The 13,103-nt window shown below is 50.3% G+C and carries 13 protein-coding genes; 8 read left to right on the forward strand and 5 right to left on the reverse strand.

The genetic code is table 11. The features are described from left to right. A partial coding sequence (locus HOK28_14765) for a DMT family transporter (protein MBT6434358.1) occupies nt 1-773 on the reverse strand: 773 nt, incomplete at its 3' end. 80 nt (nt 774-853) lie between these two features. Here HOK28_14765 and HOK28_14770 point away from each other — a divergent pair. From HOK28_14770 to HOK28_14780, 3 genes are all read left to right on the forward strand, one after another. Beyond that, nucleotides 854-1,687, forward strand: coding sequence for an SDR family oxidoreductase (locus HOK28_14770; GenBank protein MBT6434359.1), 834 nt, complete (start codon nt 854-856; stop codon nt 1,685-1,687). Nucleotides 1,688-1,777: 90 nt separating this feature from the next. Beyond that, on the forward strand, nt 1,778-2,782 hold the full coding sequence (locus HOK28_14775) for a hypothetical protein (GenBank protein MBT6434360.1): 1,005 nt from the start codon (nt 1,778-1,780) through the stop codon (nt 2,780-2,782). Continuing rightward, nucleotides 2,775-3,431, forward strand: a complete 657-nt coding sequence (locus tag HOK28_14780) for a DTW domain-containing protein (GenBank protein MBT6434361.1) — start codon at nt 2,775-2,777, stop codon at nt 3,429-3,431. The genes HOK28_14775 and HOK28_14780 overlap by 8 nt, the downstream gene beginning before the upstream one ends. Here the strand turns inward: HOK28_14780 and HOK28_14785 are convergent. Then, the gene (locus tag HOK28_14785; GenBank protein ID MBT6434362.1) at nt 3,415-4,338 is read right to left on the reverse strand and encodes a uroporphyrinogen-III synthase; all 924 of its coding nucleotides are present in this window, start codon (nt 4,336-4,338) and stop codon (nt 3,415-3,417) included. The genes HOK28_14780 and HOK28_14785 overlap by 17 nt on opposite strands. A 77-nt stretch (nt 4,339-4,415) precedes the next feature. Here HOK28_14785 and HOK28_14790 point away from each other — a divergent pair, with 77 nt between their 5' ends. Further along, nucleotides 4,416-5,861, forward strand: coding sequence for a hypothetical protein (locus tag HOK28_14790; GenBank protein MBT6434363.1), 1,446 nt, complete (start codon nt 4,416-4,418; stop codon nt 5,859-5,861). Between the two features lie 9 nt (nt 5,862-5,870). Here HOK28_14790 and HOK28_14795 read toward each other — a convergent pair whose 3' ends face one another. Together HOK28_14795 and HOK28_14800 are read right to left on the reverse strand one after the other, a co-directional pair. Then, the gene (locus HOK28_14795) at nt 5,871-6,263 is read right to left on the reverse strand and encodes a hypothetical protein (GenBank protein MBT6434364.1); all 393 of its coding nucleotides are present in this window, start codon (nt 6,261-6,263) and stop codon (nt 5,871-5,873) included. A gap of 107 nt (nt 6,264-6,370) precedes the next feature. Beyond that, a complete protein-coding gene (locus HOK28_14800; protein MBT6434365.1) occupies nt 6,371-7,405 on the reverse strand; it encodes a hypothetical protein in 1,035 nt (344 codons plus the stop codon). 108 nt (nt 7,406-7,513) lie between these two features. On the opposite strand from HOK28_14800, the gene HOK28_14805 reads away from it, so the two are divergent. The 4 genes from HOK28_14805 (at nt 7,514) to HOK28_14820 (ending at nt 12,031) form a co-directional block, all read left to right on the forward strand. Then, the gene (locus HOK28_14805; protein ID MBT6434366.1) at nt 7,514-8,332 is read left to right on the forward strand and encodes a peptidyl-prolyl cis-trans isomerase; all 819 of its coding nucleotides are present in this window, start codon (nt 7,514-7,516) and stop codon (nt 8,330-8,332) included. Further along, on the forward strand, nt 8,329-9,318 hold the full coding sequence (locus HOK28_14810; GenBank protein MBT6434367.1) for a HupE/UreJ family protein: 990 nt from the start codon (nt 8,329-8,331) through the stop codon (nt 9,316-9,318). Before HOK28_14805 ends, HOK28_14810 begins: the two co-directional genes overlap by 4 nt. Next, nucleotides 9,240-11,210 carry a DUF3604 domain-containing protein gene (locus HOK28_14815; GenBank protein MBT6434368.1) on the forward strand — a complete coding sequence of 657 codons (1,971 nt, stop codon included), beginning with the start codon at nt 9,240-9,242 and terminating at the stop codon, nt 11,208-11,210. The genes HOK28_14810 and HOK28_14815 overlap by 79 nt, the downstream gene beginning before the upstream one ends. Nucleotides 11,211-11,359: 149 nt before the next feature. Then, the gene (locus tag HOK28_14820; GenBank protein ID MBT6434369.1) at nt 11,360-12,031 is read left to right on the forward strand and encodes a hypothetical protein; all 672 of its coding nucleotides are present in this window, start codon (nt 11,360-11,362) and stop codon (nt 12,029-12,031) included. Here the strand turns inward: HOK28_14820 and HOK28_14825 are convergent. Beyond that, nucleotides 12,028-12,855 (reverse strand): hypothetical protein, encoded by an 828-nt coding sequence (locus HOK28_14825; GenBank protein MBT6434370.1) that lies wholly within the window; start codon nt 12,853-12,855, stop codon nt 12,028-12,030. The genes HOK28_14820 and HOK28_14825 overlap by 4 nt on opposite strands. Nucleotides 12,856-13,103: the final 248 nt, after the last annotated feature.

A 13,103-nucleotide genomic window follows, 5' to 3' on the forward strand; every position in this document is an offset into this window, starting at 1 on the left:
AATATGGTCATCGAGCTTATGCGGGCCGGTAACTGAGGCATCCCTTTGCTAATCAACGCCCACCCACCCACGTGGACAGCCAGCCCTAATACAAGCAACCACATGAGATTACGAAAATCGGGGAACGCCGTGCTCTCATTCGTAAAGAGAGTCACGCTAAACAAAGTAATGGCACCAAAGAGGCAAGAGATAACTAAATTGACGGAGATAGGCCAAGCACCCTCAACACTTTGACTTTGCCGCAGCGAGAGTATGTAGCTTGCGTAAAAGAAGGCGGTTCCAACCCCCATCAGAATACCGGTGGGGTCGAGGGTTTGATTGAGGAGACCGGGCACAGTGAGTAAGGCTACACCTGCAATCGCAACCAGAGACCACATTAAAAAGTTTTTGGGTGGCGCTTCCTTCAAGAGAGTGCCGGAGATAATGGCGACCCAAAAAATTTGAGTATTGGCAAGTAGCGTTGCGAGTCCCGCTCCGGTGAGCAGGATTGCTCTATGAAAGAGTGCCAGGTCAAAACCGAATACGATGCCTGATAAAACAGCCCAAAAAAGCGGGTTGTAGCTTTTGGGTCTGGGCTTGGTTCGCAAGGCCATCAAGGCGAAAGGAACCAGCGAAAGAGTTGCAAAAGCCAACCGGTAGAAGCCAATGGTTGAGGGTGCGGCTTCAATGACTTTCACGAGTGGTGCAGCCCAGCTAATCGCCATAGCGCCCAGTGCTACAAGGCCAAGTGCTTGAACATTGGTGGGAATTGGGTCTGCTACAGGCTTAGACATGGGTTGGGTGCTATCAGAAGGATTCGGTGGCGGCTAGGCAAAGCATTGAAAAGTGCGGTGATTTTACCGTAGGGTGCAGTATGACTGTAAAAACGATAATTATTACGGGCTCCGCGAGCGGCATTGGCCTGAAGCTAACGAATAGGTTGTTCAAAGAAGGGCATCGTATTCTCGCCACAGATGTAAATGAGAACGGACTTCATGCGGCGGCACGAGTGCATGGATGGGATAAGAGCCGTGGGATGATGTTGGCCGCACATGATGTGCGCTCGGCCGAATCCTGGGATGCATGTGTGGCGTCGGTTGTGAAGCGTTGGGGGAAGCTTGATGTCCTTTTGAATATCGCCGGAATTCTCATTCCCAGCTATTCTCATGAAATCGACGAGGCCCATATTCAGAAACATCTGGATATCAATGTGAAGGGTGTGATGCTCGGCACAATGGCAGCCGCCAAGCATATGGTCATGCGAAGAGAAGGTCATATCGTGAACATGGCATCGCTTGCGGGCGTAACGCCGGTACCAGGTTTGGCGGTCTACAGCGGCTCGAAGCACGCAGTACGCGGGTTTACACTGTCGGCGGCGCTAGACTTAAAAGAGCATGGGGTTGATGTGTCATGTGTGTGCCCTGATGCGGTTGATACACCGATGTTGGATTTACAAAAAGACTATGAGGAAGCATCTCTTACATTTTCTGGACCACAGCCGCTTACCGCGGATGAAGTTGTCGCAGCGATTGTAGAGGATGTTTTACCCAATAAAACTCTCGAGACTCTCTTGGCTCCAAATTACTCAGGCCGAGCTCAAATGGCTCGGATGGCAAGTCTCTTTCCCGACCTGGGAATGAAGCTTGGAACTTTGATTCGCAAGCAGGCACGTAAATCGTTTCGCGAGAAATTTGGCGCAAGGAAGTGAGAGGAGGGCATCATGGCTCAAAAAGACGGCTTAGAGAATTATCCCGACATCGAGTATTCATCTCATTTTAAGACTGCTCGGCAATCAACGATGCCATCGGAGCGCCTCCAGGCCATCCGCGAGTCTGCGCAGGGCTTTCGTGAGGAGATGTTGGCTGAGAGTCAGGTTGTTTATTACCGTTCGTTTGAACTCATTCATGTACCGTACCCAACACGTTATGGGCTTCTAAATGCGTGTTCCGTGCCTACGCCATTCTTACATTTACTGAATAAGTTGGTCATCGTTCAGTATAAAACACCAGCTGGCATCAAGACACTTCTGGTTGGCCCCGCGGATTTTGAGGCCAACCGTGAAACGCCTTTTTTTAAGAGGCTCGCTGCCGGGTTTGGTCCATTTAACAAGCCTATGCGAAAATTCTTGGCACCGATAATTCGGACGGTTGAAGACTGCCTGCGTGAAGCCGGCCTTCGCGCGGAGGACGTTGACTACATCACCTACGACCATCTTCACACCCAAGACTTACGGCGTTGGTTGGGATGCCGTGGGCGACCCGCTTTTTTTCCAAATGCGAAGCTCTTGATTATGCGTCAAGAATGGGACTCCACTCTGGCACTCTTGCCACCGCAGCGAGACTGGTATTGCCCGTCCGGACTGGATGGTATCTCGCCCGACAAAGTCGTTTTATTGGATGGTGATGTTAAACTTGGTGAAGGCGTTGCGCTGATTCACACGAAAGGGCACACCGAAGGCAATCATTCGGTGGTGACCCATACGCCCGAGGGTCTGATTGTGAGCAGTGAGAACGGTATCTCAGCAGATTCCTATGCACCGAAGCAATCCAAAATACCTGGCCTCAGAAAATTTTCGATGGAAACGGGTATGGAGGTTATTCTCAATGGGAATACGCAGGAAGGTGGCTTGGACCAATACCTCTCCATGGTTCAGGAAAAAGAAATTGCTGGGTTATCGAAGCGAAATCCAGACTTCACGAATGTGGTGCCTTCGTCCGAACTCTCTGCGTACTGGGGCTTCCCAGGAATTAAGCCGACGTTCCGCTTCGGTGAAATGACGTTTGGGAGCGTGGTGCGTGGCTGAAGCCATTCAAGAGCGCTGCTCGGCTTGCTGGCTGCATCAACCGCTTTGTTTATGTGCCGAAGTGCCGCGCATCGAGTCTCAGACCCGTGTGAAAGTCGTTTTGCACTGCGGCGAATTAAGCAGGCCCAGTAATACCGGTCACTTAATACCGCTGGCGCTTACCCAAGCTCGCTGTATCGTTCGCGGGGGAGAGTCGGGCGAAAGGCTCGATGCCCAAGGGTTGCTGGATGATGAGCGTCGTAATGTGCTCCTCTATCCCGATCCAAACGCAACGGTATTGTCTACTGAGTTTAACACTCAAGACGAGAGACCCCTGACCCTCATAGTGCCCGATGGAAGCTGGCGGCAGTCGCGTCGAATGTTTTGCCGTGATTTGGGAATTTTGCCTATTGAAAGAGTTTGTCTTCCCGTAGGCGAATTGAGTCAATATGAGTTACGTCGACAAACTGACCCTGCCCATTGCTCCACTCTTGAGGCGGTTGCTCGAGCGCTCGGTGTTCTTGAGTCGGCGGTGCTTCAAGAATCATTAGAGGCAATGATGACTCTCTTTGTGGAGCGGGCAAGTGCGGGTCGTTTCGGGGATGCTTATTCGGGCAAGCTTTTAAGTCCGATGACGGTCTTACCTGAATTCTCTACTGCGCAGTTTTAGATTTCTTGTGAGCAATACGCTCAGGGGCTTCGTCCGAAATTGCTTTCACCAAATGACCCATTTTGTGCTTCTCCGGAACGATATCTACAGTGAATCCCTGTTTGCGAATAGCGGCCCCGGTGACAGGTCCAATCGATGCGATGATGACGCGTTCCATGGCATGGCGCAAAGATGATTCCTGACCAATTTCGTTGGCGACATGCATGAGGTTGGATATTTGATGGCTACTGGTAAAGACCATGCAGTCGACTTTGCCTTGGATGATTTCGTGAATCGCAATTTGAAGCGGGCCGGTGTCGTCGGGCAGCTGCCAGCCGTAGATTGGAATAGGGCAGACATCGGCTTGGCGCTTCTTAAGTTCATCAATAAAGGCTTGGTTGCGGGCGCCATACTCTTGAACATGAATTCTTTTTTGGCTTATTGGCCATTGGTCGTCTAGCAGTTCCAGAACTTTTTCCCAGGTATTTGGGGGATCCGCGACCAGTAGAGGCTTTAGCCCATATTGCTTAAGAGTGGCCACGGGTTTTGGTCCGCGAGAAATGATTGTCGCCTTGCTAAGAGCCGCAACGATGAGTTCTTGGGGCCACCGCGTCGACATCGCTTCAATCAATATCTTCGTCCCCACACCGGTCATGACTATGAGGCAGCTGCAGTTTCCGGCCAAAAGCACCTCACCAAAGGCGATTGCATCAGTGTGGTCTTGATAAGGCACTTCTTGGAGGCTTGGAGCTTGGAGAGGTGTCGCTCCGCGTTTCTCAAGAAGCTTGGCCATATTGGAGCTATGGCGGCTCTCAAAGCTAGCGATGCGAAGGCCGGATAACGGCTTTTTGGGATCTATTTTGTTCACACCCACGTCATAGGAACCGTTGGACGGTTCTGTCAACGATTTTGGAACGAGCCGATGCATTCGTGACTCCGTTCATTACCAAAGTCAGCTATTGCGTGGGGAAGCGGCAGGGAGGACAATATATTTAAAATGGGGGAATGAAGCAGGTGATAGAACCAATTTATGGAGGCTTAGCTGTTCTGGCGTTGCTTGTCTTATGGCTAGCGATTCTCAGATTGCGTCGTCGTAACCGAGAGGGCCGTGCCACTGCGGCTGAGCGCCGATTCGAAGATGCACTGCGCCGGTTCAAAGTTGAGTTTGATGCTTTTAAATTCGCGCCGCAAAGTGCGGTCAAACTTTTACTGAATCATGACCACGTTATTAGCCAGAAAATTGAAGAGCTGGTTGCCGCGGGGAAGGGGACGAGGGAGGGGCTCCGCCTGGAGGCTCACCGTTATATTGAAGAGATTGTCCCATTTTTTAAACCACTTGTTTATTACAAGCTCGGGTACTGGATTGCGCATACGTTTCTAAGCTTCATCTATCGAGTTGAATACAGTGAGGATGAGTTATTGCGGGTTAAAAAGAACTGCCGCGATAAAAAAGCATGCGTCGTTTACATCTTAAATCACCGCTCTAATGTCGACTTTGTACTCGCACCCTATGTTCTGCGGGATAATGTCGCACTCTCGTTCGCGGTTGGTGAGTGGGCCAGGGTCTGGCCTCTAGAGTATGTCTTTAAAAGTTTCGGTTCTTATTTTCTTAGGCGGGGGTGCCGCGAGGAACTTTACCATACGGTGCTGCGCCGCTACGTGCAGGTTGTGACGAAGAATGAAGTCACCCAGGCCATGTTTCCTGAGGGTGGACTCAGTCGCGACGGATATTTACGGCCCCCAAAAATTGGACTCTTAGACTCGATGCTGTGCTCTAAGGAGGACCGCTCATTTACTCGGGACCTGCTTTTTGTTCCCGTTGGTATTAATTACGACAGAGTTTTAGAAGACCGGGTATTGGTTGGAGAGGGAGATGATAAGCCCAAGACAACGAAGCTGGGTATGTTGCGGAGTACCCTTGCAATCATTTTTGGTAACATTTTAAAGTTCTACAAACGGCAAATCCGAAAAAACGGGCACGCAACCGTCCACTTTGGGGAGCCTATCTCGTTTGACCAATGGCACGCTGAGCGTGGCACCGATATTTTCTCTTTGGCGAAAAAAGAACGACGCGGCCATGTGGCAGAGTTCTGTGAACTCGTCATGCATCAAGTGGGGCTGTTAATACCAGTAACGCCCGTTTGCTTGGTCTGTGACGTATTGGTTAGAGAACCTTTGATAACGATAGAAGCATTAACTGCGGCTGTTGAAAAAGGCATAGAAGAGTTCCGCGACCTCGGAGCCATTGTGGTGGCCGAAGAGCAAGGTGCGAAGTGGATGGTAGAAGGTGCGTTACTGAGATTGGGATTACGACACGTCGTTGTCCAAGAAGGTGTCTCCGTTAGGGTCAACCCCAACGACGCTCGTATTGTTGCTTACTATGCCAATTCAGTCGCGCACTACCGAAGTGGCGGTATTCCTACCGTAGAAAGACCGAACTACGTTAAATAACTTAACGTGCTAACGTGCTTCTAGCGATGCAAGCTCCGAGAGGTAAAACTCACGGTTGGGTCCTTCTGGAAGCGAGTCGACCATTTCCAGATAATTATCCAAGAGCTGCGAACGCTCTGTTGTTGAAACTGCCGTCTCAATTTGGTTAGCAAGTTCACTTAGTGTTGAAGTTGGTACAAAACTGACCGTTGAATCTTGCCTTTCGGCAATAATTTGGAGTCCCGCTCCTGCAAGGGTCGGCTCAACCAATTCCGCGGCCATTGTTGCCGAGGTTGGGCTGATAACATCCATCGCGTGACCGGTCATACCTGGTTGCGGTGTTAGTTCTGTTACTGCAAAAACAAGTGCCACGACTAGCGTGCCGAAAACAATATGCTGGAGACCTAAGCCTGAGTTGTCCATTTAATTTCCCCCGGTAACCCTGGATTTCAATTGATATATTCAAGCTAACACAGCAAATATTGTTCGTCTTTGTCTGCGAGAGTGAGGCGGTGGTAGGGAATGGGTGCTTATAGGATCTGATGTGGGACAACAGACTCCACGATGGCCGCTATGAGCAGAAGACCGATCCCTGCAAAAATTCCCTGAAGGCAGGGAATTAGGTACTTTCTATGATGAGGCCCATCATTTTGCTGCCACAAAATAGATTTTGATAGTTTGATCGCGCTCAGAGAAACACAAATATAAGCCAGGGCCTCTAGCCCCAAGTGAGGCAGAATGGCAAGTGCGATTTGACCGGCGATGACGAGGGTTCCTAGAACGCTCGCGTCCTGAGAAAAGTGCATCGTCATAAAAGCCAGGCTTAAGCCCCAGACACAGGCATTCCACGAGAGAATCAAAACTGCGGCGTAGCCTCGATACAAAAAAGAGAGAATAAAGACGGTGAGAAGAACCCCGCTGTTATGTTGAAAGGTTCCGATCCAGTCTATGGCTACAGGCCCACGCATCGCCGCAGGGTTGATGCCAGCTGCCTCCATGATGAGTCCGTAAGATTGCATCAAAACGTTGGGTGATGAGGTCACGGTAACCGCCACAAAAGCCCACAAGAGCCCAGTGAACAGCGCTAGGATATCAATTGCCTCATTCTTGAAATCGATGTCAGCCAAGACCACGTTAAATCGGGTGGTAAGCGCAGCCGAAAATAGGAAAATCGCGATGAGTCCACTTTCCGAGCTGCCAATTAAGCGTGGTATGAGCGCAATGGTTAGCAGGGCGACGAGAAAGCTCTCCAGCGTAAGTTGGAAGTGGCGACCCCACCACTTTTGCTTAAGAGGTGATAAAAAGGCGTGTGAGAGAAAAGTCGTCTCCCGCTTAACGAGGACCGAAAGACAAGCGGCAAGTTGCTCTTGGCTGATGTGACCTTGGTCAACCAAGATATCGCCAAGCTTGTGGCCTGATTTCTTTTGTTGTGTGAGAGCGGCATCAATGGTCTCGCCCGAAACACCGTAGAGAGCCTGGACAATCTCGCCGAGAGGGCGCCCCGTAAAGTATTCGGTGGAACGCTGTTCACTGGTGGAACGCTTTACTGAGCCATCGGAAGCCATAGGAGCATCGTACCCACAAAGTCAGTCTCAAAGCCAACTTGCCCGCTTTACGAAAGGCAGGGTTGGATATACAAGCCGGAGGTCGATACGGGTCAGGGGAATTCACAAATGCTTCGAATAGTTAAATGGTTACGCGAACCACTCTTGCACTTTGTTCTACTGGGCAGTGCGTTATTTTGTTTGGCCGGTGGCGGATTGACGAGTGCAGAGAGCGACATTGTCGTCACCACAAGTTTAACAAAGGCATTGGCCGCTGACTTTGAGAGAAAGCATGGTGTTGTGCCTAATGCCGAGCAGCTTAGTGGTTTGATAAGTACCTGGGTTGAAGATGAGATGCTTTACCGGGAGGCCAAAAAACTCGGCTTGGACGAGAGTGACCCTGTGATGAGACGCCGCTTGATTCAGTCGATGCGGTTTTTAGCCGAGGATGAGGCGGCCGCTATGTCACCTACACGGCAAGAATTAGAAAGTGTCTTGGAAAAGAACCCGGATGTCTTTAAGGTCCTGCCGACTGTCACTTTCGAGCATGTCTTTTTTAAGAAAGGCAAACCGGCGCCAAGTTCGATGTCTAAACTCTTAGAGGGGTTGCGAAGCGGGGATTCGACCATCCGGGGTGACCCATTTATTCACGGGCGAGATCAGGTTGGGCTTACTCGCCCTCGCATTCATACTCTCTTGGGCGAATCTTTTGCCGATGCGGTTTTCGATCTAAAACCGGGCCAATGGCACGGGCCTATTACATCAAGCTTTGGTGAGCACTTGGTTCTGCTAAAGGAGCGCACGCAGGGAGAGGCTCCTGCGCTTGATGCGGTTGCCAACCAAGTTCAGAATGTGTGGCGAAATAACAAGCGCAACGAAGCCCTCACGCTTAGGCTAGAGGAACTGGAGAAAGTCTATCGAGTTGTTGAGGAAAGTGCGCCTCAATGAACCGGTGGTTGATTACGATAGTCGTTGGGATTTTATTGAGCGTGAATACTGCCTGGGGGCATGGTTCATCTCTCGCGGTTTTCAAGGTGGCCCAGCAAAGCTCAAGCAGCTATGACATTCTCTGGAAAGTGAATCGAGCGGCCGCGGCCGCCACAATCCATGACCTTCAATTCCCTGAAAGTTGTAGCTTCGATGGTGAGCCGGAAAGGCTTACGCGAGAGGGCATAACCCGAACCCGGGCCTATCTCTTGTGCAATTCTGAAGTTGGCTTGGGGATGGTTAAGTTTCCCACGGACCCGCCAGGACTCCATGTCATGATTGAGGCATCGTTCTTAGAGGGAGAATCTTTGACTCTCTTGTTACGGGACGAACGTGAGGCACAAATAGCGCCCAGCGCTGCTTTGGGTTTATGGGCGATGGTTCAAGATTATATCTTCATTGGTGTTGAACATATTTTACTGGGTCCAGACCATCTGCTTTTCGTTTTGGGACTCTTGCTTATTACAGTCTCGGCTCGGAAACTTATTTATGCAGTGACCGCCTTTACAATTGCACACAGCATCACGCTTGCGCTAGCCGTGCTGGGGCTTTTAACTCTGCGTTCAGAGCCAGTTGAGGCCTGCATCGCATTGAGTATTGTGCTCTTAGCGCATGAGGTTTTAACCGATTCGGAGACTCTTTCTAAACGTTTGCCGTGGCTGGTTGCTTTTGGCTTTGGTCTTTTGCACGGATTGGGCTTTGCGGGAGCGCTTCAAGAAGTGGGCTTGCCTGATTCACAACTTCCAATTGCTCTCGTTAGCTTTAATGTTGGGGTAGAGGTTGGCCAGCTTCTTTTTGTCTGGGTTGTATGGCAGGGTATTCAATGGATCCGTGTTCGAAACGAAGCATGGGGAAGGAACATACGAACATGCACAGCATATGGAATGGGCACAGTGGCGGTGTACTGGGTTATCGAACGTGTTGGCTTGGTTTTATCGCTTGCTTGACGATGGTATGTGGTTGCTCAAGTAAAATTTCACAGTATTACGAAATCGATTTTACAGAAGAGCGAGAAGCTTGCTCGGACTTCAACAAAGAGCGCAACGCTTACTTTGGTGATACGCACGTCCACACGTCTTATTCGTTTGATGCTTTTACCCAAGATGTTCGAACCACACCCGATGATGCCTATGCCTTTGCCCAAGGGGGACAGGTTCTTTTGCCGCCATTAGATGAAAATGGTGTGGGTACTGTTCCGGTTAAGCTTGACCGCGGCCTGGATTTTGTCGCCGTCACCGACCACGCTGAATTCTTTGGCGAGGTTCAAGTGTGTTTGGATTCTGATGCACCCGGGTATAACTCAACCGAGTGCGAATCTCTTCGAGCGGGACGTAATGGCGGAACGTTTACTTTTGGTTTTGCCTTGGCCGATGACCGCCCTGAACGTTGGGGGTTGTGTGGTGAAAATGGTGAGGACTGCGAAGAAAAAGCATTGGGTGTTTGGCAGCGAACTCAAGAAGCCGCTGAGGGTGCTTACGATAGAAGTGGCAGTTGCGAGTTTACGTCATTTGTCGGCTATGAATATTCTGCGGCAACCAATGTCGCGAATTTACACCGTAACGTTATTTTCCGAAATGCGGAGGTACCCGTTTTACCGACTTCCTATTACGAAGAGCCACGTCGTGAGGGGCTTTGGAAGGCGTTGGATGAAAACTGTACTGCTGCTGAGGGCAACTGCGACGTCTTGGTGATTCCGCATAATTCGAATTTAAGCAACGGTAATCTCTTCGCTCCGGAGTATCCAAGAAGTTACAGCGAAGAAGAGCAGAAAGAGGCGCTTAAGCTTCGGGCAAGAATGGAGCCGTTGGTTGAGATTTATCAGCATAAGAATGATTCGGAATGCATGAACGGCCTAAGTGGTTCACTGGGTGCTAATGATGAGCTGTGCGACTTTGAGAAATATCACGTGAAGGATGTCTTAGATTGCGAAGGCAATCCGGGCAGTCTTGGGATTAGTGGCGGCGGCTGTGTGGATGCTCAGGATTTTGTCAGAAACGTTTTGGTTGAGGGTATGGCCGAGCAGCAGAGACTTGGTGTGAATCCATTTAAGCTAGGCATCACGGCATCAACAGACACTCACAACGGGACCCCAGGCGCGGTATCCGAAGAGAAATGGCAGGGTCACGTTGGTATGAACGATGTGACTCCCGTGGCTCGCATGGATGGAGATACGCTTCCGGCAGGTGGTTGGCGATTTAGCCCCGGTGGCATCACAGGTGTCTGGGCTCAAGAAAACAGCCGTGACGCGATTTTTGAAGCGATGCGCCGTAAGGAAGTTTGGGGGACGAGCGGGCCGCAAATAACGGTTCGATTTTTTGGAAGCTTTGATTTCGAAAATACCATTTGTGATGACCCGGATATGGTCAAAACGGGTTACGCCGATGGAGTCCCCATGGGAGGGGATTTGATTGGTAGCGGCGGTGCTCCAGGGTTTGTTGTATCTGCGCTGCGAGAATCTGACGTTTCGGGTTCAGCAGGAGTACCACTCGAAAAACTCCAAATCATCAAAGGTTGGGTAACGGCTGACGGTGAGCGGGGCGTTAAAGTTTATGACGTCGTAACCGATACGGGGGATTATCAGCTTGATGAAAATACCTGCACTGCATCGGGCAGTGGTGCAGATACACTCTGCGCGTATTGGCAAGATCCTGATTTTGACCCCGGTGCCCACGCTTATTACTACGTCCGGGTGGTTGAATATCCACGCTGTCGATGGACCGCGCAGGCATGCCTGGGATTGAGCGGGGAGAGCCGTCCGAGTGCCTGCGATGATTCTGAGATCCGAAAAACCTTGCGAGAACGTGCTTGGACATCACCGATATGGTATCCAGCTAAATAGTTTGAAAATCACTAAGTAATTGTTCCTAATGGTTTTTCTTGTAAATGTTGGTTTCCGCAGACGGGGCTCGGTTTTGACTTCGATATGCGCTAGCATAGTATAGACCTCGTTTGCAGGTCGCAGGGAATGTTGTGCAATAAGGATTGAGTGTGGGAACTCTCAAAGAACGTAAAAGTCCTCGTTATTTAAAACGGTATCCGGTCACCGTAAAGGTGGGTACCAAGCGAGTAACTGGGTTTACCTTGGACCTCTCCTCGGGAGGCATGGCTATATCCGCCAAGACGAGCATTGACGTAAAGCAGATCGTTACCCTCGATATCAAGGCGGGTCGTTTCCCGATCAAGCTTATGGGCGAGGTTCGGTGGAGCAAGCGGGCACAGAGAGCCGATACCAGCAAGGTTGGTTACGAGATGGGCTTCGAGTTGCAAAGTCGCAATGAAGAGTACATCGAGCTTCTTGAAAAGGTTATCCGCGAGATAGATCACGAAGAACGTGAAGGTGACTATCAAGAAGATTTGCACATTAGCTACGAGACCCGGTGGCAATTTGTGATGGAGTACGAAAAGAATCTCAAAAATCGTGAGATTTTCATTCCGACCATCAAGCCCTTCAAGGTGATGCAAAAGGTCGAATTCACGATGCACCTGCTTGAGATTATGAGGGTTCTCCACGTAGTTGGAACCATTATGTACGTGGTTGATGAGAACGATACCAAGAACCGTGGTAAGCCCCCGGGGGTTGGAATCGCAATTGATCAATACCGTTTCGGGGATGAGACCTTGATGAAGCAATTCGTTAAAGACTCAGGCGGACATATTTAAGCCGTCACTCTCTGATTCTCGTAGCAATCCATAGCAAATTGACCAGCTGGTGTTTCACGACACTGTGTCGCGAAATCGATGAATGATTGCGGGAATTTTTCTAAAGCAGGAAGCCTCGCCGCTCCATTGGCGTAGTTGGCAGGAAGCAGACAAGCAGCAGCCAAGGCCGAGAAGGCGAGTTCCGTTGGGCCAAATCCTTCGTTTGACGCGATGGTACCGCCGCGTTGATCAAGCGTGTCGCTGATTTCTTTAAAGAGTTGAGTGACTCTCTTTTGGGCCTCTGCGACGTTTTCAGGCGTGATGGCCATGAGTTTGCGGATGTTCCCTCGAACTTTGTTTTTTAGAATCATCCAAAGACCACGCTCCACGAGGGACGCATCTTCGAGCATTTCTTCTAAGAGGTGGTTGCCTTCAGGTGTAAGAATTGCGTGGTAGATGATTTGCCGAACACAAATACCAAGCTCCTGATCAAACCGTTTTCTCCAGTTGGGTTCTGCCGCGCCCCAGGAGAATTCCAGGATTTCCCAGCTATCACGTAGGATTTGACCATCGGGCATACAAACCAATGGAACAGCGTATTTACGTCGACCGGAATGCACGCCGCTTTCTTGGCCAACAAAGCTGGTCTCGGAGCGGTTTGACCGATTTTGCCGTAAATGACCCACGCGATTGGTGTGGTAACCCGGTGCGTACTTTATTTCCCTAAACTCGGTTTTTGTATGCTCGAGAGCCCATCGCGCGAGCTCGCAGTAGTGGGAATAGGGAATCGTGATCAAGTGTGGGACTTGAATCTTCTGGGGATTAAAAGATGGGGGAAATATCATGGGTAACCTCACTTTGAATCAACTCACAGGTCCAGCGCCGTCCTAGAAGACTATACCGAAAAATAGGGTGCGTCTAAGTGATTAGAATATATAAGTATTGTTGGTGTTTTAAGCGAGTTTAGAGTGCGGGGAGAGAGGAGTGACTCGGAATTTAGGCAAAAAAAAACGCCCAGCTAAGCTGAACGTTTTCTTTGTCGAAATGGCGGGGCGGACGGGACTCGAACCCGCGGCCTCCGGCGTGACAGGCC

It is taken from the genome of Deltaproteobacteria bacterium (assembly GCA_018668695.1).
GTDB lineage: Bacteria > Myxococcota > XYA12-FULL-58-9 > XYA12-FULL-58-9 > JABJBS01 > JABJBS01.

What these genes read in the sequence shown, in the direction of transcription:
- HOK28_14770 (MBT6434359.1), top strand. Translation starts at nt 854, where the DNA reads ATGACTGTAAAAACGATAATTATTACGGGCTCCGCGAGCGGCATTGGC.
- HOK28_14775 (MBT6434360.1), top strand. Translation starts at nt 1,778, where the DNA reads ATGCCATCGGAGCGCCTCCAGGCCATCCGCGAGTCTGCGCAGGGCTTT.
- HOK28_14785 (MBT6434362.1), bottom strand. Translation starts at nt 4,338, where the DNA reads ATGCATCGGCTCGTTCCAAAATCGTTGACAGAACCGTCCAACGGTTCC.
- HOK28_14790 (MBT6434363.1), top strand. Translation starts at nt 4,416, where the DNA reads ATGAAGCAGGTGATAGAACCAATTTATGGAGGCTTAGCTGTTCTGGCG.
- HOK28_14795 (MBT6434364.1), bottom strand. Translation starts at nt 6,263, where the DNA reads ATGGACAACTCAGGCTTAGGTCTCCAGCATATTGTTTTCGGCACGCTA.
- HOK28_14800 (MBT6434365.1), bottom strand. Translation starts at nt 7,405, where the DNA reads ATGGCTTCCGATGGCTCAGTAAAGCGTTCCACCAGTGAACAGCGTTCC.
- HOK28_14805 (MBT6434366.1), top strand. Translation starts at nt 7,514, where the DNA reads ATGCTTCGAATAGTTAAATGGTTACGCGAACCACTCTTGCACTTTGTT.
- HOK28_14810 (MBT6434367.1), top strand. Translation starts at nt 8,329, where the DNA reads ATGAACCGGTGGTTGATTACGATAGTCGTTGGGATTTTATTGAGCGTG.
- HOK28_14815 (MBT6434368.1), top strand. Translation starts at nt 9,240, where the DNA reads ATGCACAGCATATGGAATGGGCACAGTGGCGGTGTACTGGGTTATCGA.
- HOK28_14825 (MBT6434370.1), bottom strand. Translation starts at nt 12,855, where the DNA reads ATGATATTTCCCCCATCTTTTAATCCCCAGAAGATTCAAGTCCCACAC.